22 protein-coding genes and 1 pseudogene are annotated in these 26,238 nt (G+C 72.8%); 14 read left to right on the forward strand and 9 right to left on the reverse strand.

Going from position 1 to position 26,238, the window contains the following annotated elements; genetic code table 11:
* Positions 1-6 precede the first annotated feature (6 nt).
* On the forward strand, positions 7-3,933 hold the full coding sequence (gene fxsT, locus E1289_RS01800) for an FxSxx-COOH system tetratricopeptide repeat protein (RefSeq protein ID WP_131974537.1): 3,927 nt from the start codon (positions 7-9) through the stop codon (positions 3,931-3,933).
* Here the strand turns inward: fxsT and E1289_RS01805 are convergent.
* Both E1289_RS01805 and E1289_RS01810 read right to left on the reverse strand, forming a co-directional pair.
* Positions 3,919-4,878 (reverse strand): alpha/beta hydrolase, encoded by a 960-nt coding sequence (locus tag E1289_RS01805; protein ID WP_131974539.1) that lies wholly within the window; start codon positions 4,876-4,878, stop codon positions 3,919-3,921. The genes fxsT and E1289_RS01805 overlap by 15 nt on opposite strands.
* Before the next feature lie 35 nt (positions 4,879-4,913).
* A complete protein-coding gene (locus tag E1289_RS01810; RefSeq protein WP_131974541.1) occupies positions 4,914-5,570 on the reverse strand; it encodes a TetR/AcrR family transcriptional regulator in 657 nt (218 codons plus the stop codon).
* 140 nt (positions 5,571-5,710) lie between these two features.
* On the opposite strand from E1289_RS01810, the gene E1289_RS01815 reads away from it, so the two are divergent.
* The 5 genes from E1289_RS01815 to E1289_RS01835 all read left to right on the forward strand — a co-directional run bounded on the left by E1289_RS01815 (position 5,711) and on the right by E1289_RS01835 (position 10,587).
* Positions 5,711-6,922: a YncE family protein gene (locus E1289_RS01815; RefSeq protein WP_131974542.1), complete on the forward strand. Its 1,212-nt coding sequence runs from the start codon at positions 5,711-5,713 to the stop codon at positions 6,920-6,922.
* A 227-nt stretch (positions 6,923-7,149) separates the two neighbouring features.
* Positions 7,150-7,890, forward strand: a complete 741-nt coding sequence (locus E1289_RS01820) for a PIG-L deacetylase family protein (RefSeq protein ID WP_131974544.1) — start codon at positions 7,150-7,152, stop codon at positions 7,888-7,890.
* Entirely contained in the window at positions 7,887-8,594 is a 708-nt protein-coding gene (locus tag E1289_RS01825) for a 4-carboxy-4-hydroxy-2-oxoadipate aldolase/oxaloacetate decarboxylase (RefSeq protein ID WP_131974546.1), read from the forward strand. Before E1289_RS01820 ends, E1289_RS01825 begins: the two co-directional genes overlap by 4 nt.
* Positions 8,591-9,643, forward strand: a complete 1,053-nt coding sequence (locus tag E1289_RS01830) for a 4-oxalomesaconate tautomerase (protein ID WP_243712548.1) — start codon at positions 8,591-8,593, stop codon at positions 9,641-9,643. The genes E1289_RS01825 and E1289_RS01830 overlap by 4 nt, the downstream gene beginning before the upstream one ends.
* Complete coding sequence (locus E1289_RS01835) at positions 9,640-10,587, forward strand: catechol 2,3-dioxygenase (protein WP_131974548.1); 948 nt, start codon at positions 9,640-9,642, stop codon at positions 10,585-10,587. Before E1289_RS01830 ends, E1289_RS01835 begins: the two co-directional genes overlap by 4 nt.
* Here the strand turns inward: E1289_RS01835 and E1289_RS01840 are convergent.
* Positions 10,580-11,341 carry an NAD(P)-dependent oxidoreductase gene (locus E1289_RS01840; protein ID WP_131974550.1) on the reverse strand — a complete coding sequence of 254 codons (762 nt, stop codon included), beginning with the start codon at positions 11,339-11,341 and terminating at the stop codon, positions 10,580-10,582. The two genes, E1289_RS01835 and E1289_RS01840, sit on opposite strands and share 8 nt — an antisense overlap.
* 41 nt (positions 11,342-11,382) lie before the next feature.
* Between E1289_RS01840 and E1289_RS01845 the strand changes: the two genes are divergently transcribed.
* Together E1289_RS01845 and E1289_RS39360 are read left to right on the forward strand one after the other, a co-directional pair.
* Positions 11,383-12,051 carry a GntR family transcriptional regulator gene (locus tag E1289_RS01845; protein ID WP_131974552.1) on the forward strand — a complete coding sequence of 223 codons (669 nt, stop codon included), beginning with the start codon at positions 11,383-11,385 and terminating at the stop codon, positions 12,049-12,051.
* A gap of 130 nt (positions 12,052-12,181) precedes the next feature.
* Positions 12,182-12,295: pseudogene (locus tag E1289_RS39360) on the forward strand (GTP-binding protein); the annotation flags it as partial.
* 61 nt (positions 12,296-12,356) lie between these two features.
* Here the strand turns inward: E1289_RS39360 and E1289_RS01850 are convergent.
* Complete coding sequence (locus E1289_RS01850) at positions 12,357-13,280, reverse strand: LysR family transcriptional regulator (RefSeq protein ID WP_131974554.1); 924 nt, start codon at positions 13,278-13,280, stop codon at positions 12,357-12,359.
* 110 nt (positions 13,281-13,390) lie between these two features.
* On the opposite strand from E1289_RS01850, the gene E1289_RS01855 reads away from it, so the two are divergent.
* Genes E1289_RS01855 through E1289_RS01870 form a run of 4 tightly spaced genes read left to right on the forward strand, consistent with a single transcriptional unit; the run spans position 13,391 to position 17,928 of the window.
* Positions 13,391-14,257: a xanthine dehydrogenase family protein subunit M gene (locus E1289_RS01855; RefSeq protein WP_131974556.1), complete on the forward strand. Its 867-nt coding sequence runs from the start codon at positions 13,391-13,393 to the stop codon at positions 14,255-14,257.
* Entirely contained in the window at positions 14,254-14,739 is a 486-nt protein-coding gene (locus tag E1289_RS01860; RefSeq protein WP_131974557.1) for a (2Fe-2S)-binding protein, read from the forward strand. The genes E1289_RS01855 and E1289_RS01860 overlap by 4 nt, the downstream gene beginning before the upstream one ends.
* The gene (locus tag E1289_RS01865) at positions 14,736-17,165 is read left to right on the forward strand and encodes an aerobic carbon-monoxide dehydrogenase large subunit (RefSeq protein ID WP_131974559.1); all 2,430 of its coding nucleotides are present in this window, start codon (positions 14,736-14,738) and stop codon (positions 17,163-17,165) included. Before E1289_RS01860 ends, E1289_RS01865 begins: the two co-directional genes overlap by 4 nt.
* A gap of 16 nt (positions 17,166-17,181) precedes the next feature.
* On the forward strand, positions 17,182-17,928 hold the full coding sequence (locus E1289_RS01870) for an XdhC family protein (protein ID WP_131974561.1): 747 nt from the start codon (positions 17,182-17,184) through the stop codon (positions 17,926-17,928).
* A gap of 64 nt (positions 17,929-17,992) precedes the next feature.
* Here E1289_RS01870 and E1289_RS01875 read toward each other — a convergent pair whose 3' ends face one another.
* Positions 17,993-18,427 (reverse strand): DoxX family protein, encoded by a 435-nt coding sequence (locus tag E1289_RS01875; protein WP_131974563.1) that lies wholly within the window; start codon positions 18,425-18,427, stop codon positions 17,993-17,995.
* Positions 18,424-19,377 carry a hypothetical protein gene (locus E1289_RS01880; protein WP_131974565.1) on the reverse strand — a complete coding sequence of 318 codons (954 nt, stop codon included), beginning with the start codon at positions 19,375-19,377 and terminating at the stop codon, positions 18,424-18,426. The genes E1289_RS01875 and E1289_RS01880 overlap by 4 nt, the downstream gene beginning before the upstream one ends.
* 472 nt (positions 19,378-19,849) lie before the next feature.
* Between E1289_RS01880 and E1289_RS01885 the strand changes: the two genes are divergently transcribed.
* A complete protein-coding gene (locus tag E1289_RS01885) occupies positions 19,850-21,388 on the forward strand; it encodes a biotin carboxylase N-terminal domain-containing protein (protein ID WP_131974567.1) in 1,539 nt (512 codons plus the stop codon).
* Here E1289_RS01885 and E1289_RS01890 read toward each other — a convergent pair.
* Positions 21,385-21,906, reverse strand: coding sequence for a GNAT family N-acetyltransferase (locus E1289_RS01890; protein ID WP_131974569.1), 522 nt, complete (start codon positions 21,904-21,906; stop codon positions 21,385-21,387). The genes E1289_RS01885 and E1289_RS01890 overlap by 4 nt on opposite strands.
* Positions 21,899-23,572: an acetolactate synthase gene (locus E1289_RS01895; protein WP_131974571.1), complete on the reverse strand. Its 1,674-nt coding sequence runs from the start codon at positions 23,570-23,572 to the stop codon at positions 21,899-21,901. The genes E1289_RS01890 and E1289_RS01895 overlap by 8 nt, the downstream gene beginning before the upstream one ends.
* Positions 23,573-23,681: 109 nt before the next feature.
* On the opposite strand from E1289_RS01895, the gene E1289_RS01900 reads away from it, so the two are divergent.
* The gene (locus E1289_RS01900; protein WP_131974573.1) at positions 23,682-25,358 is read left to right on the forward strand and encodes a carotenoid oxygenase family protein; all 1,677 of its coding nucleotides are present in this window, start codon (positions 23,682-23,684) and stop codon (positions 25,356-25,358) included.
* Between the two features lie 47 nt (positions 25,359-25,405).
* On the opposite strand, the gene E1289_RS01905 is transcribed toward E1289_RS01900, so the two are convergent.
* On the reverse strand, positions 25,406-26,203 hold the full coding sequence (locus E1289_RS01905) for a hypothetical protein (protein WP_131974575.1): 798 nt from the start codon (positions 26,201-26,203) through the stop codon (positions 25,406-25,408).
* Positions 26,204-26,238: the final 35 nt, after the last annotated feature.

The raw sequence follows: 26,238 nt of genomic DNA on the forward strand, positions 1-26,238 counted from the left end.
AACCCCATGGCGAACAACGGAACCATCGTCACCTTCTACTCGTACAAGGGCGGCACCGGGCGGACGAGCGCGCTCGCCAACGTCGCCTGGATCATGGCCGCCGCCGGGCAGAAGGTCCTGGTCATCGACTGGGACCTGGAATCCCCGGGGCTGCACAAGTACTTCCATCCGTTCCTCGACCAGGACATCCTGACCTCGACGCCCGGGGTCATCGACATGCTCGACGAGTACTCCTGGGCGACGACGACCAGGCACGACGACGACCGGCGGGACTGGCATCGCGAGTACGCCCGGGTGCTGCGGCACGCGGTGACCCTGGACTGGGACTTCCCCGGGGAGGGGACGCTCGACTTCATCTCCGCCGGACGCCAGAACAGGAACTACTCCTCGCTCACCCGCACCCTTGACTGGGACAACTTCTACGGGCGGCTCGGCGGCGGCCAGTTCTTCGACGCGCTGCGCGAGGACATGCGGCGGCACTACGACTACGTCCTGATCGACAGCCGCACCGGGTACAGCGACATCGCCGACATCTGCACGCTCCAGTTTCCCGACGTCCTGGTCGACTGCTTCACGCTCAGCTACCAGAGCATCGACGGCGCCGCCGACATCGCCATGAACATCGACAGGCGCGACCATGTGCGGCCCATTCGCATCCTGCCGGTTCCCATGCGCATCGACTTCGGCGAGAACGCGAAGGTGGAGGCGGGCCGCGCGTACGCCCGCGCGCGTTTCGACCGCTTTCCGCGCGGCATGCCCCGGCAGGACGCGAACGGCTACTGGCTCTCCATCGAGATTCCGTACCGGCCCTACTACGCCTTCGAGGAGACCCTCGCCACGTTCGGGGACGCGCCGGGCTCGCCGAACTCGATGCTCGCGGCCTTCGAACGGCTCACCAAGGTGATCACCGACGGGCGGGTGCGAGAGTACTCGCCCATCGACGAGGAACTGCGGCTCACCACCCTCGAACGGTTCACCCGGCGTGGCCCGGCGGAGATCTCCGACGTCCTCATCAGCTACGCCTCCGCGGACCGGCCGTGGGTCGACTGGATGGCGCTGGTGCTCGGCCGCGCCGGGTTCCGCGTCACCGCCCGCAGCGTCGACGCGGCGCCGTACGACATGCCGGACGAGGAGCCGGCCGGGTCCGACGAGCACACGATCGTGCTCGTCTCCCCCGACTCGGTGCAATCCCCGCAGGCGCAGCGGGTATGGGACGCGCTCGGCAGCCGCACCGCGGCCCCGCACCGCCGGCTGACGGTCGTCCGGGTCCAAGGCGCCGCGCTCGGCTCGGCGTTCAGCGACCGCGTCCCGCTCGACCTCACCGGGCAGGGGGAGAGCGGCGGCGCCGAGGACCTGGTGCGGGCGCTCGGCCGACCCGGCTACAACTTCGACCACCCGGCTGAGCACTCCCGGGTCGGGCCGCGCTTCCCCGGCGCCGCCCGGACCGCGCCGGCCATCTGGAACGCAGACCGGCGCAACGCCGTGTTCACGGGCCGGGGTCGCCTCCTGGAGGCGATCCGGGACGAACTGCTCGGCACGACCCGGCGCATCGTCACGCCGTTGGCGCTGCACGGCCTCGGCGGTGTCGGCAAGACCCAGGTCGCCTTGGAGTACGCCCACCGGTTCAAGGCCGACTACGACCTCGTGTGGTGGATCAGCGCGCAGTCACCCGACTCGATCCGGGTCGGTCTCGCCAACCTCGCCGAGCAGATGGAGTTGCGGGTCGGTGACCACCTCGCCGACGCCGCCGCGGCGGCGCTGGAGGCGCTGCGCCGCGGCGAGCCGACCTCCCGCTGGCTGCTCATCTTCGACAACGCCGACGACCCCGGGGAACTGGCGTCCTACCTGCCCGGTGGCGACGGGCACATCCTGATCACCTCCCGCGACCCGGCCTGGACGCAGCTCGGCACGCCCCTGGAGGTGGACGTCTTCACCGAGAGCGAGGCCGCCGAGCATCTGACGCGCCGCGTCCAGGAGATCTCCGAAGAGAACGCGCGCAAGATCGGCAAGGCGCTCGGGCACCTGCCGCTGGCGATCGAGCAGGCCGCCGCCTGGCTCGCCTCGACGTTCATGCCGGCGAGCGAGTACCTGGACGAGCTGGAGCACGAGACCGCCTCCACGCTGGAGCGCAGCGGCGAGTCCTTCCCCCAGTCGGTGGCGATGACCTGGAGCGTCACGTTCCGGCAGCTGCGCGAGGCGTCCCCGGCGGCGGCCCGGCTGCTGGAGCTGCTCGCCTTCTTCTCCTCCGAGCCGATCGCGCTCGACCTGGTCTACAGCAAGGAGGCGGCCCGCATCCTCGCCCGCCACGACGAGACGCTCCGCGACAAGCTGGTGATCGGCAAGCACGTCCGGGAGATCAGCCGGTTCGCGCTCGCCAAGGTCGACCAGGGCAACAATTCCATCCAGGTGCATCCGCTCGTCCAGGCCGTGATCCGGCACGGGCTGGCCCCGGACGTCGCCGAGGCGACCCGCCACGACGTGCACAGGATCCTGCTGGGGGCCCGGCCGCAGCACGGCGACACCGACGATCCGGCCAACTGGCCGAACCTGGAGGAGATCCTGCCGCACGTGAAGCCCTCGGCCGCGGCGCAGTGCGACGACGAGGACGTGCGGCAGATGCTCACCGAGCTCGTCCGGTACCAGTGGAAGCGGGGCGAGTTCGACAGCGCGATGGCCGCCGGGCGGGAGCTGGCCGCCGAGTGGAGCGGCAAGCTCGGCCGCGACCACTGGCAGTGGCTGTTCCTCCAGTCGCAGATCGCCAACGTGCTGCGCTCGCAGGGGCGACTCGACGAAGCGTACGAGCTGGACAGCGAGGTGCTGCAGCGGCAGCAGCAGTCGGCCGCGCTCGGCCCGACGCACCCCCACACGCTCATCACGGCGAGCAATCTGGCCGCCGACCTGCGGGCGAAGGGCAGGTTCCAGGAGGCGCTCGCCCTGGACAAGCGTACGTACGAGCAGGCCGCCGAGCCCTGGGGCGACGACCATCCGCGCACGCTGATGGTCGCGTACAACCTGGCACTCGACTACCGCCTCACCGGTGATTGGCACAGCGCCTACCGTTACGACAAGCACGCCTTGGAAGGGCGCCGCCTCCTCCTCGGCGAGAACCACCCCTACACGCTGTACTCCGAGTCGAACCTGGCGCGGGACCTGCGGGAGTCCGGGCACTTCGACAAGGCCGTCGACATCCTCCGGGACGTGTACCGCAGATACCTGGACGTCATCGGCGACCAGATCCTCGACACGCTCCGCACCGGCAAGAGCCTCGCGCGTTCGCTGCGCAGGGCGGGTCTCCGGGAGGAGGCGCTGGTGCTGGCGGAGGAGATCTACGCCCGCTACCAGCGGTACTTCCCGGAGTCGCCGGACACGGTGCCCGCCGACCTGGAGGTCGCGGCCTGCATGTCCGATGCCGGCGACCTGGTCGGGGGCCGGGACCGCACCCGCGCCGCGCTGGCCAGGTACCGAAGCGTGATGGGCGACGACCACCCCTACACCGCGATGATCGAGAACAATCTCGGATACCACCTGCGCCGCACCGGCGACCTGGACGAGGCCTGCGAACGTTCGGAGCGGGCGTTGTCCGAACTCACCCGGATGCTGGGCCCCGAGCACCCGTTCGTCCCGCTCGCCGCGGACAACGTCACGAACTGCCTGGGCGACGCGGGGCGCTTCGCGGAGGCCGAGACGCGGGAGCGGGACGCGATGGTCATGCTGTCGCGGCTGCTGGGGGACGACCATCCCGACACCCACACCTGCCGGTCCAACCTGTCGATCACCCTGGAGGGGATGGGCCGCGTCTCGGAGGCGAGAGAGCTGCGCGAGCGGGCGGTCGCCGGGCTGATGGTCCTCGCCGAGAGGCATCCGCACCCGGTCATCGCGGAGGTCCAAGACGGTGTCCGCGTGGACCGGGACCTCGAACTACAGCCGCTCTGAGCGGTGGCCGCCCGGGCGGCTGAGCCAGGTCAGCACGTCCGGAAGGACGTTGAACGCCCCGAAGTGGGCGGAGCCGGACTGGACGACGACGGTCGAGGTCGGGATCCGGTCGGCCAGCCACCGGGAGTGCCCGGCGGGGGAGAAGGTGTCGTTCGCGCCGTGCCACAGCATCGTCGGGACGACGATGTCGCCGAGTTCGAACCCCCACGGCGCGCAGAAGGCGAGCAGGTCGTCGATCCAGCCGTCGGCGGACGTGCGGAACGCCTCCGCGAACGTCTCCAGCAGCATCCTGCGCATTCCCGCCTCCAGCACCACGCGGCGGTCCGACTGGGTGAGTCCGTCGTACAGGTTCGCGACGTGCTGCGCCGGGTCCGCGCGGATCCGGTCGGCGATCGAGCGCAGCCTGGCGGCCACGAGCGGCCCCTGGCCGCGGACGGCCATGTACTCCCTGGTGTTGGACGGCGCCATGCCCGCGAACCAGTCCAGACCCTCTGCCTGCGCCGGCGCGAGCCCGACGAGAGCCGCGGCGCGGGTCGCCCGGCCAGGGAGCAGCGCCGCGCATGCGAGGGCGTGCGGGGCGCCGCCGGAGCGGCCGAGGACGGCGAATTTCTCCAGCTCCAGGACATCGGCGAGCAGCCCCACGTCGGCTGCGACATCGGCGACGACGCGTCCGCTCATCCGGTCCGACCGGCCGTAGCCGGGCCGGTCGAAGGTGATGAGCCGGATCCCGAGCTGGTACAGGGCCATGGGCCGTGGAAGGGGACCGATCCTGCTGCCGGGCGTGCCGTGCAGCAGAAAGACCGGAAATCCGGTCGGGACCCCCCATTCCTCAACGGCGAGCTCTCGTCCGTCCGCAGCGTAAACGACCCTCGTCAAGATCGTCCTCCGTCCCCCGGGATTCGCCGAGAAAGCTCCCGTCCCGCTTCTAACCGAACTTCTCCACATACGTCAACGGGGGTAAGGGCGTGCTGACGAAGCGTCTATTCATCAGTGCCGTCGGCGGCGTGGAGGCGGGCCAGGAGGAGCAGGGTCAGTTCCTCGATGAGGTCGTCGAGGGTGGCGTCGACCCAGCCGGCGTCCCAGTCGTGGAGCAGGCCGGTGATGCTGCCGGTGAAGGCGGCGGCGGCGATGCGGTAGTCGCGGTCGGCGATCTCGCCGCGGTGGGCGGCGGCGGCCGCCTCGGCGCAGATGAAGTCGAGCCAGCGGGCGCGGCGGGCGAGGCGCTGGCGCTCGATGCGGGGGCCGGCGCCGACGACCTCCACGAACGCGATGCGGATGCGGGCGCGGTCGGCGGTGATGCTCGCGGCGTAGGCGCGGAAGAGGTGGGCCGTGCGCTCGGCGAGGGGAAGACCCTCGACTTCCGGCAGGGCGGCGACCACGGCCTGCTCGGCGGTGTCGTTGACCTCCAGGTGGAGTTCGGCGAGGAGGTCTTCGAGGCCGGCGAACTCCTCGTAGAACTGGCGGGTGGACAGCCCGGCGGCCTCGCTGAGGGCCGCGACGGTGGTGCCGCGGTAGCCGGGGCCGCGGCCGAAGAGCTCCAGGCCCGCGTCGAGGAATCTGCGGCGGCGCTCGGCGCGCCGCTCGGTGGCCGATCTGCCGCCGTACCTGCCGGTCGGCGTTGCGCGCCTTCCTGCCACGTCGCTCCCTCCGCGCCCTGGAACGGCATTTTCCCGCGAATGGGCCTTGTGTCGAGCGGCCTCTTGTCTTACCGTCCAGTAACCAAGTCAGAATACGGCCGTTTTCAGACTGGAGACCACCCCCCACTCAGGAGGTACTCATGCCCTCCCTCAGTCTCCGGAGACCCGCCGCGCTGCTCGTGTGCGCCCTGCTGACGGCGGTGACGGCGCTGGCCGGCGCCGTCCCCAGGGCGGATGCGGTGCAACTGCGGGACGTGATGGCCGTCGGCAACGGCCAGGGCGGCACCGTCAGCTTCATCGACACCGCCACCTACGAGAACCTCGGCTCGCTCAACGTCGTCCCGGACCTGCAGGAACGACTGGACGCGATGAACCCGGTCGAGCGCATCGGCTACGAGGTCGTCAACAACATCCAGGGCTACCGCAAGCTCGTCGACGACATCGCGGTCTCCCCGGACGGCACGACCATCTACGTCTCGCGGGGCGTGCTGTCGGACGCCGTCGCGTTCGACATCGCGAGCAAGCGGATGCTGTGGCGGCGCAAGACCGAGGGGTTCAAGGCCGACCACGCGGCGCTGTCCCCGGACGGGACGAGGTTCGTCGTCAGCGCCACCACGGCGAGCAAGGCCGAGGTCATCGACACCGCGACCGGGCAACTGGTGTCGACCTTCGCCACCGGCAGCTACCCGCACGCCAACGACTACTCGCCCGACGGGACGACCCTCTACAACTCCAGCATCGGCATCACCTCGCTGCCGAAGGCCCTCAACGGGCTGAAGGGGGCGAGGTCGGTCACCGCGGTGGACGCGAACACCTACCGGCACCTGCGCACCTACCAGTTCGAGTACGGGATCCGCCCCGCGGTCTTCACGCGCGACAACAAGACGATGTACGCGCAGCTCTCCTACCTCAACGGGTTCGTCGAGTACGACCTCGCGGCCGGGAAGATCACGCGGACGGTGGAGATGCCGTTCAGCGAGCGGGGCGCGGCGCTGAAGCCCGACGACTACCCGCAGAACTCCGCCCACCACGGCATGGCCATGAACGCCGACGAGAGCAAGCTCTGCATGGCGGGGACGATCGACGACTACGTCTCCATCGTGTCGCGGCCGGGGCTGGCCACGGACGGGACCGTCCACTACGAGCCCGGTGCGCTGCCGTACTGGACGCAGACCTCCCCGAACGGGCACGACTGCTACGTCTCGCTCTCCGAGAAGAACCAGATCTCGGTGATCGACTACCGGACGGCCCGCGAGGTCGCGCGCATCGACGTCGGCGACTACCCGCAGCGGGAGCGCGGCGCGAAGCTCACCCCGGAGGCCATCGGCTCACTGGACCCGTCCAACGGCTGACCCCTCCCCGCGACCCGGCCTCGCGAACCGGCCCTCGCGAATCCGGCCACCGCGCGGCCCGCCGGCCTCCCACCCCACCGGCGGGCCCGCGGTGGCCTCCGCGTTCCGGCGCCCGGTGCGGCTGCGGCTCAGCCGCCTTCTGCTCGACCAGATCGGTTCCCGCCGGCACACCTAGTGTTCGCAGAATTGTTGACAATTTGGGCTACAAGGGCACACAGTGTGGTGCCATGAGCGATACCGCCGCGCCCGGCCCCCTGCTCGTGATCAGCGCGCACGCCGGCGACTTCGTGTGGCGCGCCGCGGGCGCGATCGCCCTGGCCGCCGAGCGCGGCGACCGCGCGAAGGTGGTGTGCCTGAGCTACGGCGAGCGCGGCGAGTCCGCGAAGGCGTGGCGGGCGGGCAAGGGCCTGGCGGAGATCAAGGAGATCCGCAGGGGCGAGGCGGAGGCCGCGGCGGCCGAACTCGGCGCGGAGATCGAGTTCCTGGACGCCGGGGACTACCCGCTGGTCGAGTCGCGGCAGCTCGTGGACCGGCTCGTCCGCGTGTACCGGGACTTCGCGCCGGCGGTGGTGCTCACGCACACCCTCGCCGACCCCTACAACGGCGATCACCCGGCGGCGGCGCGGATGGCGCTGCAGGCGCGGGTGCTGGCGCAGGCCATCGGATACGACGCGCCCGGCGAGCCGCTCGGCGCGCCGCCGGTGTTCTTCTTCGAGCCGCACCAGCCGGAGCAGTGCGACTTCAAGCCCGACGTGCTGCTCGACATCACCCCGGTGTTCGAGCGCAAGCGCAGGGCCATGGAGTGCCTGCCCGCGCAGCAGCACATGTGGGACTACTACACCGACCTGGCCAAGCGCCGGGGCGTGCAGCTCAAGCGCAACGCGGGCCCGAACCTGGGGCTGCCGCACGACACGATGGCCGAGGCGTACGTCCGGCTGTACCCGCAGACGACGGGGGTCCTGGCGTGAGGACGGTCGTCGTCACGAACCCGCCGCGCGCCGACGCCGCGGCGGTGGACGCGCTGGCCGGGTTCGGCGTCGCGACCGTCCACGAGGCCATGGGGCGGACGGGCTTCCTCGGGCCGTCGATCCGCCCCGTGCACCTCGGTTCCCGCATCGGCGGGACGGCGGTGACCGTGCTGTCGTGGCCGGGCGACAACCTGATGATCCATGTCGCGGTCGAGCAGTGCCGGCCCGGCGACGTGCTGGTCGTGACGACCACGTCGCCGTCCACCGACGGGATGTTCGGCGAGCTGTTCGCGACCGCGCTCCAGCACAGGGGCGTGCGCGGTCTCGTCATCGACGCCGGCGTCCGGGACGTGGCGGAGCTGCACGCGATGGGCTTCCCGGTGTGGTCGGCGGCCGTGAGCGCGCAGGGGACGGTGAAGGCGACGCCCGGTTCGGTGAACGTGCCGGTGACGATCGGCGGGCGGACGATCCGGCCCGGCGACGCGATCCTCGCCGACGACGACGGGGTGCTGTGCGTCCCGCGCGGCGAGGTCGCGGGCGCGGTCGCCGCCGCGAAGGCGCGGGAGGAGAAGGAGACCGCGACCAGGGAGGCGTTCCGGCGCGGCGAGCTGGGCCTCGACCGCTACGGGCTGCGCGCCCGGCTGCCCGGGATGGGCATCGAGTACGTCGACTACGCCGAGTACGCGGGGTCCGAAGAGCCGTGAGCACCGGTGTGCGCTGCATGCTGATGCGCGGCGGCACGTCCAAGGGCGCCTACCTCCTGGCCGGGGACCTGCCGTCCGACCCCGGCGAGCGGGACGACCTGCTGCTGCGCGCCATGGGCACCCCCGACCCCCGCCAGATCGACGGGATCGGCGGCGCGCACCCGCTCACCAGCAAGGTCGCGGTCGTGTCCCGCTCGGCCGACCCGGACGCCGACGTCGACTACCTGTTCCTCCAGCTCGGCGTGGCGGAGCCGACGGTGTCCGACCGGCAGAACTGCGGGAACCTGCTCGCCGGAGTCGGGCCGTTCGCCGTCGAGCGCGGGCTGGTCGAGGCGGGCGGCGAGCGGACGAGCGTCCGCATCCGCATGGTCAACTCCGGAAGCGTCGCGACCGCGACGTTCCCGACGCCGGGCGGCGCCGTCCGCTACGCCGGGGACACCGCGATCTCCGGGGTGCCGGGGACCGCCGCCCCGGTCGTCCTGGACTTCGCGGAGACGGAAGGATCGGCCTGCGGGGCGCTGCTTCCCACCGGCCGTCTCCGCGACCTGATCGACGGCGTCGAGGTGACCTGCGTCGACAACGGGATGCCGGTGGTGGTCGCCGCCGCGGCCGACCTCGGCGTCACCGGGTACGAGGGCCCGGACGAGCTGGGCGCGCTGGGCGACCGCGTCCAGGAGCTGCGGCTCCGGGCCGGCGAGCTGATGGGGCTCGGCGACGTCACCGCGGCCTCGGTGCCGAAGACCACCCTCGTCGCGCCGCCCCGCGACGGCGGGACGATCTGCACCCGCACGTTCATCCCGGTGCGCGTGCACACCTCGATCGGGGTGCTCGGCGCCGTCAGCGTCGCCACCGCCGTGCTGCTCGACGGCGCGGTCGGCCACGACCTCGCCGAGCTCCCGCCGCCGGGCGCCCCCCTGGGCATCGAGCACCCGACCGGGCGCCTGGACGTGGCGGTCGAGCTGGACGGCACGGCCGTCCGGCGCGCCGGCGTCGTCCGGACGGCCCGCAAGCTCTTCGACGGAACAGTCTTCCCCCGGAGCGGACCATGACCATCAAGCACGAGATCGCGCACGTCGGCCACGTCGAGCTGCTGACGCCCGAGCCGGAGAAGAGCCTGTGGTTCTTCACCCGCGTCATGGGCCTCACCGAGAACGGCGCCGAGGGCGACTCGGTGTACCTGCGGACCTGGGACGACTACGAGCACCACACCCTCAAGCTGACCGCGCACAGCACGTCCGGCATCCGGCGGACCGGGCTGCGCGCGTCGTCGCAGGAGGCGCTCGACCGCCGCGTCAGGGCGATCGAGGACGCGGGCCTCGGCATCGGCTGGCGCGACGGCGACCCGGGCATCGGCCCGACCTACGTGTTCCGCGACCCGGACGGCCACGAGCTGGAGATCTACTGGGAGTCGGAGTGGTACGAGGCGCCGCCGGACCTGGCGCCGTCGCTGAAGAACCAGGCGCAGGCGTACCCCGCGAGGGGCGTGTGCGTCCGCCGCCTCGACCACGTCAACTTCCTGGCCGCCGAGGTCGAGCCGAGCACCGAGTTCCTGCGGGACGTGCTGGGCGGCCACCCCACCGAGCAGATCCGCCTGGACGACGGCACGATCGCCGGGCGCTGGGTCACCTTCACCAACAAGTCCTACGACCTCGTCTACACGCGCGACTGGACGCGCAGCAGCGGCCGCCTGCACCACATCGCGTTCGCGACCGACACCCGCGAGGACATCCTCCGCGCCGCCGACATCTTCCTCGACCACGGCGTCTTCATCGAGACGGGACCGCACAAGCACGCCATCCAGCAGACGTTCTTCCTCTACGTCTACGAGCCGGGCGGCAACCGCGTCGAGCTGTGCAACGCGAGCGCCCGCCTGGTTCTCGCCCCCGACTGGAAGACCATCACCTGGACGGAGGCGGAGCGCGCGAAGGGCCAGGCATGGGGCCTGAAGACCATCGAGTCCTTCCACACCCACGGCACACCCCCCGTCAGCTAGAGAGGCGCTCCAGGAGGTCGCGGCTGGCGGTGGACATCGTGGGCGGGACGCCCAGCTCGTCCAGCATGGCCGCCGCGGCCTCCATCTCCGCGGCGCGGCGGACGGCATGCCGGTAGGTCCCGGTGACGAGCCGCTCCACGGTGGCGTCCCCGGCGGCCGCCAGCTCGTCGACGATGTTCTGCCGGAGCCAGTCCTCGCAGCCGGCCGCACGTGCCGCTTCCAGCGCCTCGACGACCGACCCGGCCAGGCCCTTGAAGAAGACGCTGCGGAGCAGCTTGCGGCCCGCGGCCTCCCCGGCCGCCGCGTCCATCACCTCGACGGACGCGCCGAGCGGCCCGAGCAGGGCGCGGACGTCCCCGGCGCCGTCGCCGCAGGCCAGCATCGGCGTGCGCAGCCCGCGCCCCGGCACCGGAGCCATGATCGCGACATCGGCGAACCGGACCCCGGCCGCTCTCGCGGCGGCGTCGAGCTCGCGCTTCAGCCCGGGCGACGCGGTGTTCAGGTCGGCCCAGACGACCCCGGCGCCGGCCGCGCCGACGCCCGCCCTGAGCGCCGCCGGGGCGTCATGGGAGCTGTTGACGCTCAGCACCAGATCGGCCCCGGCGACGGCCTCGGCCTCGCTCCCGGCCGCCGTCATCCCGCCCGGCGCGGGCACCGCCGGGTCGTAGCCGCGCACCACCGCCCCGGCCGCGACGAGATCGCCGCCGATCGCGCCGCCCGCCTCGCCGAGCCCCAGGACCGCGATGGTCGGCATACTTGTCCTCCTCGGAGCCGCCGCTGCCTGAGCTACCTTAGATGAGCGACAAAATTGGCGACAATCTCGGAGCGGCTGTGCGCGACGTGGCGGAGGGGATCCGCGAGGCGATCCTCAGCGGCGAGTTCGTGCCGAACCAGCGGCTGATCGAGGCCGATCTGTCCGAGCAGTTCGCCGCGAGCCGCGCCAGCGTCCGCGCGGCGCTGCTCGAACTGGCCAACGAGGGGCTGATCGAGCGCGTCCAGAACCGCGGCGCCCGCGTCCGTGCGGTCTCCCTCGCCGAGGCCGTGGAGATCACCGAGGTCCGCATGGTGATCGAGGGGCTGTGCGCCGCGAAGGCCGCCGAGCGCGTCACCGAGCGGGAGGCCGCCGGCCTGCGGGCGATCGGCGCGGAGATGGGCGACGCCGTCTCGTCCGGCGACGTACTCGGCTACTCCCGGCTGAACGAGCGGCTGCACCGCCGCGTCCGCGAGATCAGCGGCCAGCGGACGGCCGCCGAGGTCCTGGAGCGGCTGCGCGCCCAGAACGTCCGGCACCAGTTCCGGCTCGCCATGCACCCGGGCCGCCCGCAGGAATCCCTCCCGCAGCACCTGGAGATCATCGAGGCGGTCTGCGCCCGCGACCCGGCGGCGGCCGAACGCGCCGCCCGGACCCACCTGCGCAGCGTCATCGAGACACTCGCCGAGATCGACCGCCGCCGCACTCCCTAGGGACGGCCGCCCCCGCCTCCGGCCCGAAAAGCCTTCGCTCTCGCGTGTCCGCCGCCGTTACCGTCTCCCGTGCCGTGAAGGGACGATCTTGTCCGGCGGCGGTCGTCATCGAGAGAACGGGAGGATTCCGATGACAGCCACAACCCTTGCACTCGCCAAGGTTCGCAACATCGGGATCATGGCGCACATCGACGCCGGCAAGCCGACGACCGCCGAGCGCATCCTGTTCTTCACCGGCCTCTCGCGCCACGGTCATCGCGGCGGGCTGATCCCGCGCTGACCGGGGCCGCGTAACACGGCCCCGGTCAGCTCCAGATCGTCACGTACACCGGCGGGCGGAACCGGGACGGCGGGACGCCCGAGCCGGGGGAGCGCATGATGTGCAGGGCGTCGGCGGTGGCAAGGAAGCGTCGGAATGCGCCCGCCAGGGGCGGCCGGCGGTCCGGCGCCAGCGTCGTGGCGTGCCAGCGGATCTCCACGGGCGTGGCGGGGGTCGCGACGACGCGCAGCTCGCCGCGCTGCACGCGCGGCGCGACCAGGTGCGCGAGCGCGACGGCGAGCCCGTCGCCGTCGGCGGCGGCCGCCCACGCGGCCGTCTGGTTCGGGTAGACGCGGACCCGGTCCTCGGGCACCTTCAGGCGGCGCAGCAGCAGGGACGTCGCGCTGCCCGGGTCGGTGCCGGACGGGTCCACCAGCCAGCGCGGGCGCGGGGCGGCGTGGACGCCGACGGCGACGAGGCTCGCGCGGAACACCGGCTCGCTGACGAGGCCGGGATCGTCGGCGAGGCGCGGGCCGAGCGCCACGTCCGCGAGGCGGTTGTGCAGCAGGACGGGCATCTCCCGCCCGGCCACCACGCCCGCGGCGCCCTCGACGTCGCGGGGGTGCCGGGCGGCGAACGCGTCCAGCAGCGGCGTCGCGACGAACTCCGCGATCGCGGGAACGGCGATCACCCGCAGCGCCTCCGGGGCGCCGCGGGCGGCCCGCACGGCGCCCTCGGCCTCCGCGCCGAGCACCACCATCTGCGACGCGATCGGCAGCAGGCGGGCGCCGCCCTCGGTCAGCGTCATGCCGTCGCGGCCGCGGACGAGGAGCGGGTCGTCGAGGTGCTGCCGCAGCGCGGCGAGGGCCTGCGACACCGCCGGCTCGCTCACGTTCAGCGCCCGCGCCGCCTCCTTCACCGAGCCGAGCCGGGCGACGAGGACGAAGGCGCCGAGCTGCGTGAGGGTCATACGCCGGTCCAGCCTCCCGGGCCACCCGTTAACCCTTCGCTTATTCGGGTGTTGTCCCAGCGTACGGGCAGAGTGAGAATCCGGTCACATCCCACTTCGAGGGGGGCGTCGTGCAAGTACCGGCGAACTTCGAGTACGCGAAGGCGACGACCGTGGAGGAGACCCTCGCGCTGCTCGCCCGGCACGGGGACGAGGCGAGGGTGGTGGCGGGCGGCCACAGCCTGCTGCCCATGATGAAGCTGCGGCTGGCGCAGCCCGAGGCGCTCATCGACATCAACGACGTGACGGAGCTGTCCCGCATCCGGATCGAGGGCGGCATGCTGTGCGTGGGCGCGCTCGTCCGGCACGCCGAGCTGCTCGACTCGGCGGTCGCGGGCGAGCACTTCCCGATCCTGCACGACGCGGAGCGGGTGATCGCCGACCCGGTGGTCCGCAACCGCGGCACGGTCGGCGGCTCGCTGTGCCAGGCCGACCCGTCGGAGGACCTGTCGGCGGCGTTCGGCGCGCTGAAGGCGTCCGCGGTGATCCGCGGGCCGGAGGGCGAGCGGACCGTGTCCCTCCGGGAGTTCCACACCGGCCCCTACGAGACGGTCGTGGAGCCGGGCGAACTGCTCATCGAGCTGCGCTTGCCGATCAGGCCCGGCGGGTCGAGCGCCTACGAGAAGGTCGAGCGGCGGGTGGGGGACTGGCCGCTGGCCGCCGCCGGCGCCGCCCTCTGGCTGGACGGCGACCGGATCGCCGACGCCGGCATCGGGCTCACCGCCGTGCGGGCCGAGCACTTCGTCGCCCCCGAGGCGGAGGAGGTGCTGCGCGGAGCCGTCCCGTCCGAGGAGGTGTTCGCCGAGGCCGGACGGGTCGCCGCCGAGCACTGCGACCCCGGCTCCGACCAGCGGGGACCGGCCGACTACAAGCGGCACCTGGCCGGAGAGCTGACCACACGCGCGCTGCGCCGCGCCTACGGGAGGTTGCAGGCATGAACATCACCGTGACGGTCAACGGGCAGCCCTGCACGCGCGACGTGGAGCCGCGCCTGCTGCTCGTCCACTTCCTCCGCGACGAACTGGACCTCACCGGGACGCACTGGGGGTGCGACACGTCCAACTGCGGGGCCTGCGTGGTCTGGCTGGACGACGTGCCGGTGAAGTCGTGCACGGTCCTGGCGGTGATGGCGTCCGGCAGGGAGGTCCGCACCGTGGAGGGACTGGAACGGGACGGCGAGCTCGACCCCGTCCAGCAGGGCTTCACCGAGTGCCACGGCCTCCAGTGCGGGTTCTGTACCCCCGGGATGATGATGACGTCGCGGTGGCTGCTCGACCGCAGCCCCGACCCGACCGAGGCGGAGATCCGCGAGGCGCTGTCGGGGCAGATCTGCCGGTGCACCGGCTACGAGAACATCGTCCGGTCCGTCCGCTGGGCGGCCGAGCACCCCGCCGAGAAGCCCGAGGAAGTGACCCCATGAGCGCGAGCAACCCCGACGGGCACGGCCCCAACGGGCACGGCGGCCCCAACGGGCACCACGGGTTCGGCCGGGTGGCGCGCAAGGAGGACGCGCGCTTCATCCGCGGCAAGGGCAACTACGTCGATGACATCAAGCTGCCGGGGATGCTGTACGGGGCGATCCTGCGCAGCCCCCACGCCCACGCCAGGCTCCTCTCGGTCGACACCACGGCCGCCGAGGCGCACCCGCAGGTCAGGGCTGTCATCACCGGCGAGACGCTCGCGGGCCTGAACCTCGCGTGGATGCCGACGCTCTCCAACGACGTCCAGGCCGTCCTCGCGACCGACAAGGTCCGGTTCCAGGGCCAGGAGGTCGCGTTCGTCGTCGCGGAGACCCACTACGCCGCACGCGACGCGCTGGAGCTGATCGACGTCGACTACGAGGCGCTGCCCCCGGTCGTCGACGCCCGCACCGCCCTGGACGACGGCGCCCCCCTCATCCGCGACGACGTGGAGGGACGCGCCGACAACCGCATCTTCGACTGGGAGGCCGGGGACGCCGAGGAGACCGACCGGGTCTTCGACGACGCCGAGGTGGTCGTCTCCCAGGACATGCTGTACCCGCGGGTGCATCCCGCTCCGCTGGAGACATGCGGGATCGTCGCCGACATGGACAAGGTGACCGGCAAGCTCACCGTCCACACCACCACCCAGGCGCCGCACGCGCACCGCACCGTGTACGCGCTCGTCGCGGGACTGCCCGAGCACAAGATCCGGGTCGTCTCGCCCGACATCGGCGGCGGCTTCGGCAACAAGGTCGGCATCTACCCCGGCTACGTCTGCGCGATCGTCGGTTCGATCGTCACGGGCCGCCCCGTCAAGTGGATGGAGGACCGGTCGGAGAACCTGATGACCACGTCCTTCGCCCGCGACTACCACATGCGCGGGGAGATCGCCGCGACGCGCGACGGCCGCATCCGCGGCCTGCGGGTGCGGGTCCTCGCCGACCACGGCGCGTTCAACGGCACCGCGCAGCCGACGAAGTTCCCCGCCGGGTTCTTCCACGTGTTCACCGGCTCGTACGACATCGAGGCCGCGCACTGCGCCGTCACCGGCGTCTACACCAACAAGGCGCCCGGCGGCGTCGCCTACGCCTGCTCGTTCCGCATCACCGAGGCCGCCTACCTGGTCGAGCGCATGATCGACCTGCTGGCCGCCGAGCTGGACACCGACCCCGCCGAGCTGCGGCTGCGCAACCTGCTGCGCGCCGAGCAGTTCCCGTACTCGTCGCCGACCGGCTGGGAGTACGACTCCGGCGACTACCCGCGCACCCTGCGCACCGCCATGGACATCGCCGGGTACGACGACCTCCGCGCCGAGCAGGCCGACCGGCGCGCCCGTGCCGCCGGTGCAAGGGGCGACGACCCGCTCATGGGCATCGGCATCAGCTTCTTCACCGAGGCGGTCGGCGCGGGCCCGCGCAAGCACATGGACATCCTCGGGCTCGGCATGGCCGACGGCGCCGAACTCCGCGTCCACCCGACCGGCAAGGCGGTGCTGCGCATCTCCGTGCAGACGCAGGGGCAGGGCCACGAGACGACGTTCGCGCAGATCGTCGCGCACGAACTCGGCATCCCGGTCGACGACGTCGAGGTCGTCCACGGCGACACCGACCAGACGCCGTTCGGGCTCGGCACCTACGGGTCGCGGTCCACCCCGGTGTCGGGCGCGGCCACCGCCGTGGTCGCGCGGAAGGTGCGCGAACGCGCCCGGATCGTCGCGGGCGCCATGCTGGAGGCGGACCCCGAGGACCTCGAATGGACGCCGGGACGGTGGATCGTCCGCGGCGACCCGTCGTCCGGCGCGACCATGCAGGAGATCGCGATGGCCGCGCACGGCAGCCTCGAACTGCCGGACGGCGTCGAAGGTCACCTCGACGCGACCACCGTCTACAACCCGCCCAACCTCACCTACCCCTTCGGTGCCTACATCGCGGTCGTGGACGTCGACCCGGGCACCGGCAAGGTCACCGTCCGGCGGTTCGTCGCGGTGGACGACTGCGGCGTCCGGATCAACCCGATGATCGTCGAGGGCCAGGTGCACGGCGGCCTCGCCGACGGCGTCGGGATGGCGCTCATGCAGGTCATGGCGTTCGACGAGGACGGCAACCACCTCGGCGCGTCGTTCATGGACTACCTGCTGCCGACGTCGATGGAGTGCCCGTCCTGGGAGCTCGGCGAGACCGTCACCCCGTCGCCGCACCACCCGCTCGGCGCCAAGGGCGTCGGCGAGTCCGCCACGGTCGGCTCGCCCGCCGCGATCGTCAACGCCGTCGTGGACGCGCTCCGGCCCTACGGCGTCCGGCACGCCGACATGCCGCTCACCCCGGCGAACGTCTGGCGCGTCATCCAGGGCCGGCCCTTCCGCACGGACCTGGCGATCCCATGAACGACAGGACGGACCCATGAACGACAGGACGGAGACGTTGCGCACCCAGCGGACGCCCTACGTGCTGGCCACGGTCGTCCGCGCGGAGCGCCCGACGAGCGCGAAGACCGGCGACCGGGCGCTCGTGCTCCCCGACGGCACGATGGAGGGGTTCGTCGGCGGTGAGTGCGCCGAGTCGGCGGTGCGCGACCAGGCGCTCCGGCTCCTCGAATCCGGTGAGTCGACGCTGCTGCGCATCACCCCGGGTGCCGACTCGTCGCCGCTCGACGGGCTGGTCACGGTCACCAACCCGTGCCTGTCCGGCGGGACGCTCGACGTGTTCCTCGAAACGGTGATCCCGCCCGCCCTCGTCACCGTGTACGGGGACGGGCCGGTCGCCCGCGCGCTGGTCGACGTCGGGCGCGCCGCCGGGTTCGACGCGCGGCCGGCCGGGACCGCCGACCCGCCCGGCCCGGACGCCGCGGCCGTCGTGGTCGCCACGCACGGACGGGACGAGGAGGCACTGCTCACGGCCGCGCTGCGCGCCGGCGTCCCGTACGTCGGCCTGATCGCCAGCCGGAAACGGGGCGCGGCGGTCACCGCGTCCCTGGCAGGCGGCGACCGCGTGCACACCCCGGCGGGCCTGGACATCGGCGCCCGCACGGCACCCGAGATCGCGCTGTCGGTGCTCGCGGAGATCCTGGCGCTGCGTCCGGGTCCGGCGCGGTCCCCGGCCGGATCTGACCCCGGCCGGTCCGAAGCGCACGACCACTGCTGCACCTGACGCGCACCGCCGCACCTGACGCGGCGAGGGGCCCGGCGGCCACCGGGCCCCTCGCCTCAAGGGATCAGGTCGACGACACGGCCCGCACCGGTTCGGCGCGGCGGCGGGCGAGCGCCGAGTCCAGCGCCCACCTGCCCGGCCCGAGCACCGCGATCAGCAGGAACGCCCAGCAGAACATCGCCGCGCTCTCGCCGCCGTTGCGCATCGGCAGCAGCCCGTCCGGCTGGTGCACGACGAAGTACGCGTACGCCATCGAACCGGAGGCGAGCACGGCCGCGAGGCGGGTGAACAGGCCGGCCAGCACCAGCCCGCCGCAGACGAACTGGATGAGCGCCGCCCACCAGCCCGGCCAGGCGGCGAACTCCACCGCCTCGCCGCTGCCCCGGTTGCCGCCCAGCACACCGAACAGGGAGGCCGTCCCGTGGAACAGGAACAGCAGCCCGACGACGGCGCGGAACAGCGCGAGCACCGGTTCGGTCAGCCGGTCCAGCGAGATCATCTCTCCGCCACCCAGCCGGTCATGATGCCCATGACGTCCTTGAAGCCCTCCTCGGACGCCCGGTAGGACGCGGTGATCTTCAGGGTGTCGCCCCGGCCGATCCGGCCGATCGGGGTACCGCCGCACGACGGCATGTCGGAGATCTCGGCGTGGCCGTGGTGGTCGATGAACTCCGGCGTGCCGCCCTCCTCCGCCACGCTGCGGCACATGAGCTGCCCGGTGGAGGCGTTCTCGGTCTGCACCGCGATGCCGCCGCGGTGCACGTGCCCGCGAATGTGGACGAGGTCGCCCGAGATGGTGGATCTCCACGTCCTGGACTTCTCGCTCTGCTGCGGCGGGGTGTCCCAGGTGGAGTCCAAGCAGCCGCCGACGTCCAGCCAGAGCGGGGTGACCGGCGTCATGCGCGAGTCGGACGCGGGCTGGTAGGTGAAGGTGAACTCGACGTAGGCGGTCTTCTCCTCATGCGCGTGGTTCATCAGGTCGGCGAGGAGCGTCCAGCGGTCGAAGGACCCGATCCGGAACCCGTACCCGGCCGGGAAGACGCTCTCCACCCGCTCGTTGCCGGACGCGAGCACCCGTTGCGGTCCGCCGCACACGGTGTCCCGCGCCGCCGAATTGAAGATCACCGCGTGGTGCAGCATCGGCCCGGTGTTGATGTTGGCGTTGCCGCCGTCGGGGTAGACGAGATTCGGCTTGAAGCCCGTGACATAGCAGTTCTCGCACGGCTTCTGGATGTTGAACTTGACCTGGTCCGGCAGCATTCCGTGCGCACCGCCGGCCGCCGCCGGAATGGTGTAGGGGCCGTATCGCAGCGTGACGGTCCGCGCGGCGCTTGCTGTCTGCGCGGGGGTGTCCTGGTTGGGGGCGGCCTGGGCGGTCGCGGGGAGCAGTGCGGTGCCGGCCAGCATCGTTGCGGCGCCGCAGACGACGAGGAATCTTCTGAGGGACAAGGGTCTCCTCCTTGGGGAGCCGCGCCGAGCGGAAAACTGCGGCGCATTTTCTGCATGCGGCGGCAGACCGAAGTGTGAGGATTTCACGGATGATTCCGCGGCAATGCGGAAACGGTCGGCCGCGACGCCCCACACAGTGAACGACCCTCGATGTGATGTCAATTGTGCCTCGGCACAATTGCGCGTCGCGGACCGGTGAGCAGTAATTACGCCGAAACAACGGGAAGAAGACTGGTGATTTCGCCGATGTCACTGGCGGGGAGGGGCGGAGGGGGCGCGGACGCGGTGGCGCCGCCTCCCGCCGGCGCGCCGTCCGCCGAACGCCGTCCGGGCCGGCGCCTCGTCGGCTCCGGGTGTTGTGAACGGCGTCATCTCACCGACTCGCCACAAGTCGGCGCACTCGGTGAACCTTGGTGGCTAGGCTCTGTAGGCCGGGGCGCGGGCCCCGCGATCCGCGAGGGGGAGTGCGCAGGTGTTCGAGTCCGTGCTCGTGGCGAACCGCGGCGAGATCGCCGGCCGGATCATCCACACGGCGCGCGCGATGGGCATCAAGACCATCGCGGTGTACTCCGACGCCGACGCCGACCTGCCGTTCGTGGCGGAGGCGGACGAGGCCGTCCTGCTCGGCCCCGCCGACCCCGCGCGCAGCTACCTGAACGTCCCCGCGGTCCTGGAGGCCGCGCGCCGGACGAACGCGCAGGCCGTCCACCCCGGCTACGGTTTCCTCGCCGAGAGCGCCGCGTTCGCCCGTGCGGTCACCGACCACGGCCGCGTCTGGGTCGGGCCGCCGCCGCTCGTCATCGCCCGGATGAGCGACAAGATCAACGCGCGGAACCTGATGAAGGAGGCGGGCGTCCCCGTCGCGCCCGGCGTGTGGGAGCCCGTTCCCGACGCCGGCACGGCGGTCGAGGAGGCCCGGCGCATCGGCTACCCGGTGATGGTCAAACCCGCCGCGGGCGCCGGCGGCGTCGGCATGGCCGCCGCCCGCGACGAGGCGACGCTGCGCGCGGCGTACGAGGCGGCCCGCACCGGCGCCGCCCGCCTGTTCGGGCAGGACGACATCCTCCTCGAACGCCACGTGGACGGCGCCCGGCACGTCGAGGTGCAGATCCTCGGCCTGAACGACGGCACCGTCGTGACGCTCGGCGACCGGGACTGCTCCGTCCAGCGCCGCTACCAGAAGGTCGTGGAGGAGGCCCCGTCGCCCGGCGTCCCCCCGGCGCTGCGCGAGCGGATGCTCGCCGCCGCCGTCCGCGCGGGCGAGGCGGTCGGCTACCGCGGCGCGGGCACCGTCGAGTTCCTCGTGGACCCCGCGGCGCAGGAGTTCTTCTTCCTGGAGCTGAGCACCCGCCTCCAGGTGGAGCACGCCGTGACCGAGCTGGTCACCGGCATCGACCTGGTCGAATGGCAGTTCCGCATCGCCGCGGGCGAGCCCGGCCCGTCCGCCGTCCCCGCGCCGCGGGGCCACGCCGTCGAGTTCCGCGTCTACGCCGAGGACCCGCAGCGGTTCCTGCCCGTGCCCGGCGACATCAAGGTGTGGGAGGAGCCCGTCGGCGACGGCATCCGCATCGACGCCGGCTACGTCGAGGGCGACACCGTCACGCCCCACTACGCGATGCTGCTCGCCAAACTGTGCGTCCACGGCGACGACCGCGGACACGCGCTGAGCCGGGCCAGGGCCGCCCTCGACGCGTTCCGCATCGAGGGGCTCCCGACCAACCTGCCCTTCCTGCGGGAACTGCTCGACCGTCCCGAATTCGCGGGCGGCGCCTACGACACCGGGCTGGTGGCGCGCATGCGCGGCGCCCCGCCGGTGGGCGGCGCCTACTGCGACAGGTGCGGGGAGCCCGCCGCCGGGCGCGACCACGGCGCGTGCCGCGAGGCCCGCCGGATGGAGCCGCCGCGCTACTGCCCGCACTGCCGCCGCCGCCTGGTCGTCCAGGTCACGCCCCTGGGCTGGACGGCCCGCTGCTCCGAGCACGGTGACCTGGAGCCGGACCCCGGTCGCTAGAACACCAGGACGTAGGTGAGCAGGAGCTTCACGCCGGGTGCGGGGACCCAGTCGCGGTCGGGGGTGCGGACGAACCCCATCCGCTCGTACATGCGCTGTGCACCGACCATGTTCGCCTGGGTCGACAGGCGCAGGCCGCGGAGTCCCGCCGCGCGGGCGCGGCCGACGCACGCCCGCACCATGGCGGTGCCCGCGCCCAGGCCGCGTGCCTTCTCCCGGACGGCGAGCATGCGGAACTCGGCCTCGTCCGGCCCGGCGATCTGGACGTAGGGGCTGCCGGGCCCGCAGTAGGCGACCGCCCCGACGACCTCGCCCCCGGACTCGGCGACGAGCAGGTCGGCCCGGGCGGCGCGGTCGGCGGCGTCCCGGAGCGTGCCGACGTAGGAGGACGTGGGCGACACCAGGCCGCCGTCCACGTAGACCTCCACGGTGAGGTCGCCGACCAGCTCGTACTCGTCCGGGCGGGCCGGGCGGACGGTGACCGGCCCGGAAGCCGGCTCGGAGAGCGGCTCAGACACCGGTGGTCTTGCGGGGGTAGGAGACGTCCGGGTCGGTGGCGACGTTGACCAGGTACGGGACGCCCGAGTCGAACGCGCGGCGCAGCGCCGGCCCGATCTCGTCCGGGCGGGTGACGAGCTCCCCGGCGCCGCCGAGCGCCCGGACGACCTCGTCGTAGCGGCAGTGCGGCCGCAGCTCGGCGGCCACGTCGTAGCCGTACAGCATGCGCATCGGGTGCTTCTCCAGACCCCAGGAGCCGTTGTTGCCCACCACCATCACGACCGGCAGGCCGTGCCGCACCAGGCTATCGGCGTCCATGAGCGACAGCCCCGCGGCGCCGTCGCCGAGCAGCAGCACCACCTGCGCGGCGGGGCGGGCGAGGCGCGCGGCGATCGCGTAGCCGAGCCCGGTGCCGAGGCACCCGTACGGGCCGGGGTCGAGCCAGCGGCCGGGGCGCCGCGGCTCGATGTACTTGCCCGCGTACGAGACGAAGTCGCCGCCGTCCCCGATCACCACGGCGTCGTCGTCGAGGACCTTGGACAGCTCCCCGTAGATCCGCAGCGGATGGATCGGGTCGGCGCCGGACGCGAGCAGGTCGATGTCGCCGGCGATGGCCGCGTAGGTGGCGTCGCGCAGGCTCTCCCGCCAGTCCCCGTACGTGCCCGGGGACACCCCCGCCTTCGCGCAGGCGGCGGTGAGGTCGGTGAACAGCAGGGACAGGTCCCCGGCCGCGGAGCCCGCCGGGCGGAGGTGCGGTACCAGCTGCGAGGGCGCGTCCGCGAGATGGACGACCTTGGCGGTCCCGTCGCCGAACGAACCGTAGCCCAGGCGGAAGTCGAGCGGCGTCCCCGCGACGATGACGAGGTCGGCGTCCGCGAACGCGGCGCCCCTGGCGCGGGTGACGAGCAGGTCGTGCCCGGCGGGCAGGATGCCGCGCCCCTGCCCGTTGGCGACCACGGGCAGCCGCAGCTCCTCGGCGAACGCGCGGGCGGCCTCCTCGGCGCCGTCCATCCACACGTCCGAGCCGAGCACGAGGACGGGACGCCGCGCCGCCTTCAGCAGCTCGGCGACGCGGGCGAGCCGCTCCGGATCGGCGGGCCGCTCCGGCGGGTCGGGGATCTGCCCGGCGCGGGCCGGTCCGGCGGGGCCGAACAGGTGGTCCATGTGGACGTCGAGGAACACCGGGCCGCGGTGCGGGGCGGCGGCGGTCGTGAAGGCGCGGGCGAGGTCGGAGGCCAGCGTGTCCGGCCCGGTGGCGGTCATCGCCAGCTTGGTGACGGGCGCCAGCAGCGGCGGCTGGTCGAGTTCCTGCAGCGCGCCCGCGCCCCACCGGCCGAGCGGGGCGCGGCCGCCGAGCACGACGACCGGCGACCCGTTGAAGTGGGCGGTCGTGACGCCGCTGATGCCGTTGGTGACGCCCGGCCCGGCCGTCAGCACGGCCAGCCCCGTACGGCGGGTGAGCCGCGCCGTGGCCTCCGCCGCGAACACGGCGGTCTGCTCGTGCCGGACGTCGAGGATGCGGGGGTCGGCCTCCGTCCCCGGCACGGTGCCGGTCCGCCCGCCGGTCTCGCCGACCGCGCCGTCGTAGAGCGGGAAGACGTGCCCGCCCGACAGCGTGAACATCGTTTCGACGCCGTGCCTGCGGATCTCCGCGATCGCCGTGTCACCACCGTGCCGAGCCGTCATGCACGCACCGTAACAAGCGAGCGCTTGCCCGCACAGTAGTCGTTAGGGTCTTGACGACGTCTGGGCGGACCATGTTGATTGGCGGGAGGCCGACCCCCGGAGGTGCCCGATGCCGGTCCCGCGTTCGATCCTTGCCAGGCAGGACCTCACCGACCTGGACCTGGACGTCGTCGCCGGAGCGTGGCCGGACGACGTCCGCGGGCACTTCGTCGTGAGCACCTCCGACCAGCGGACCCGCCCACTGCACGCGTTCTTCGGCGACGGGATCATGGCCAGGCTGTCGCTCACCGCCGGTACCGACGGCGCGCCCCCCGGCCGGTTCGCCTGGCGCGCCCGCGTCCTCGACACCCCGTCGGTCCGGCTGCGCCGCAAGCGCCCCGACCTGTTCACCGCCGGGCCGGTCGGCACCGGCTCGCCCTGGGGGTTCGTCAACGCCGCCAACACCGCGCCACTGCCGTGGGGCGACCGGCTCTTCGCCACCTGGGACGCCGGCCGCCCGGTGGAGGTCGACCCCGTGACCCTGCGGTTCGTCGCCGAGGTCGGGCACCGCGACGACTGGAAACCCGCCATGGACCAGGCCGTCCTGCCGCTCGTCTCGACCACCGCCCACCCGGTGGTGGACCCCGAGCGCGACTGCCTGTGGAGCATCAGCCGCGACGTGCTGACCGGCGCCGTCTCCGTCATCGGGTACGACGGGAAGGGACCGCGCGTCCGGCGCTGGGAGGTCGAGGGCGCGGTGCTGCCGCAGGCCACGCACACCATCACCCAGACCCGCGACTGGCTCGTCCTCGCCGACACCGCCTACAAGATCGACCCCGAGGAGGTCTTCGGCGGGGAGCGGACCACCGCGAACAACCCCGACGGGCCCGTGCTGCTCATCCGCAAGGACGACCTCACCCCGGGGCGCGAAAGCGTCACCTGCAAGCAGTTCCGCATAGCCCCCGAGGTCAACCACTTCTACGCCCGCTACGACGACTCCGACGGCGTCCAGGTCGTGATGGAGCACAGCGAAGGCGTGGACATCGGAATGTACCTGCGCGAGGACGACATAGACGTCTACGGACGGCCGATCGACCCCGCCCTGCGCGGCATGTACTGCCACGGCATGACGCCCGCGCTCACCACCGTCCTGCAGTTCGACCCGGAGAGCGGCCAGGTGCGGGAGCGTGCACGTGCCAGCGACCCGGAGCGGTGGTGGCAGGCCGAGCTGTCCGCCATCGACTGGAGCATCGAGGGCCAGACCGACCCAACCCGGCACCACCTCATCTACCTGGGCTTCCACCCCGAGGCCATCAACCAGCGGGCCCTGCGCAACTACGAGGGCCGCGTAGACCCCTCGCTGTTCCCCGCGGAGGAGACCCCGGCCGTCCTCGTCACCCACGACCGCGAAGACCTCAAGGCCCTGTCCGAATGGACGTTCGCACTGGACGACTACCCGACGTCCCCGTCGTTCGTTCCACGCGGCCGGGGCGGCAGCCGCTACGCGGGCACGAACCCCGGCGGGCACGAGGGATACCTGGTCGTGGCCGTCCACAACGACGACCGGTTCCGCGTGGAGCTGTTCGACGCCTCCGACGTGGGGCGCGGCCCCATCGCCGTACTGGCCCCGCCCAACGGCACGACAATGCCGTTCCTGATCCACTCGGCGTGGATGCCCGAAGCCCGCCCGGCCCCCGACCTGGAGCGCCACCGCTTCGCCGACGACCTGGACGCCCGCCTCGACCAACTGGACCCCGACCTCGCCGCCACGGCCCGCGAGGTCGCCGCCGACCTCGACGCCCGCTAGCCCGGGTTCGCCGGTTCGCCGACCCGGCGAACGTTCGTGGACGCCGCTCAGTCCAGGTCGCCGCAGGAGGACTCGCCGGGAAGGAGCGGGCGCAGGCGGACGGAGTACGTCGTCCCCTCGCTGCGCCACGCGGTCCCCGGGCGGGTCTCGGGGACCTTCGCCGAGGGGGCCAGCGTGCAGATGCCGCCCGCCGCCCGCACGCCGTCGCCGAGCGGGCCGAGCGGCCACGGCCTCGCGGTTCCGCCCCCGGTGATCTCACCCGCGAGGACCGCCGTCCGCTCCGGCGTGTACGGCCCCGGCGGGGCGGCCTGGTCGTCCGCGGGCCAACCGTCCGGGTCGAGGTGCTTGAGGAACATCGCCTCCCCGCTGCCCGGCCACCCCGGCTCGATGATCCTGGTCGTCGCGTCGCCCATCGTGACGACGGTGACGACCGCGTCCGCGATCTGGTCGGAGCCGACCGTGTGGGAGCGGTCGAAACCGGCCGCGCGGGCCCCGTCCAGCAGCCGCCGGAGCGCCCGCGGCTTCAGGCGGTACTGGGTGAGTTCCCGGTCCGGCGGCCGGCTGCCCGGCCGCTCGGCGGCGGCGATCGCGCGTCCCGAGGAGTAGAGGGAGAACTCGGGGAGGCTTCCCGGGCCGCCGATGCCCGCGATGCCGCCCGTCTTGCGCCACCGCAGCACGAGCCGCTCACCCACCGGTTCCCCGGGCGCGGACCGGGACGCGGTCGGCGTGGCGGAGGGAGGCGGCGGCCCGGACGTCTCCGAGCCGCCGCATGAGGTCAGGGCCGTGCAGGACACCACGGCCGCGCAGGCGAGCACCGGGACCCGCCGGAGGTACGGACCGGCCATGGGGGTTGGACGGGCCGCCGCCCCACCGGGTTCCA

The sequence above is a fragment of the Actinomadura sp. 6K520 genome (genome assembly GCF_004349245.1).
Taxonomy (GTDB): Bacteria; Actinomycetota; Actinomycetes; order Streptosporangiales; family Streptosporangiaceae; genus Spirillospora.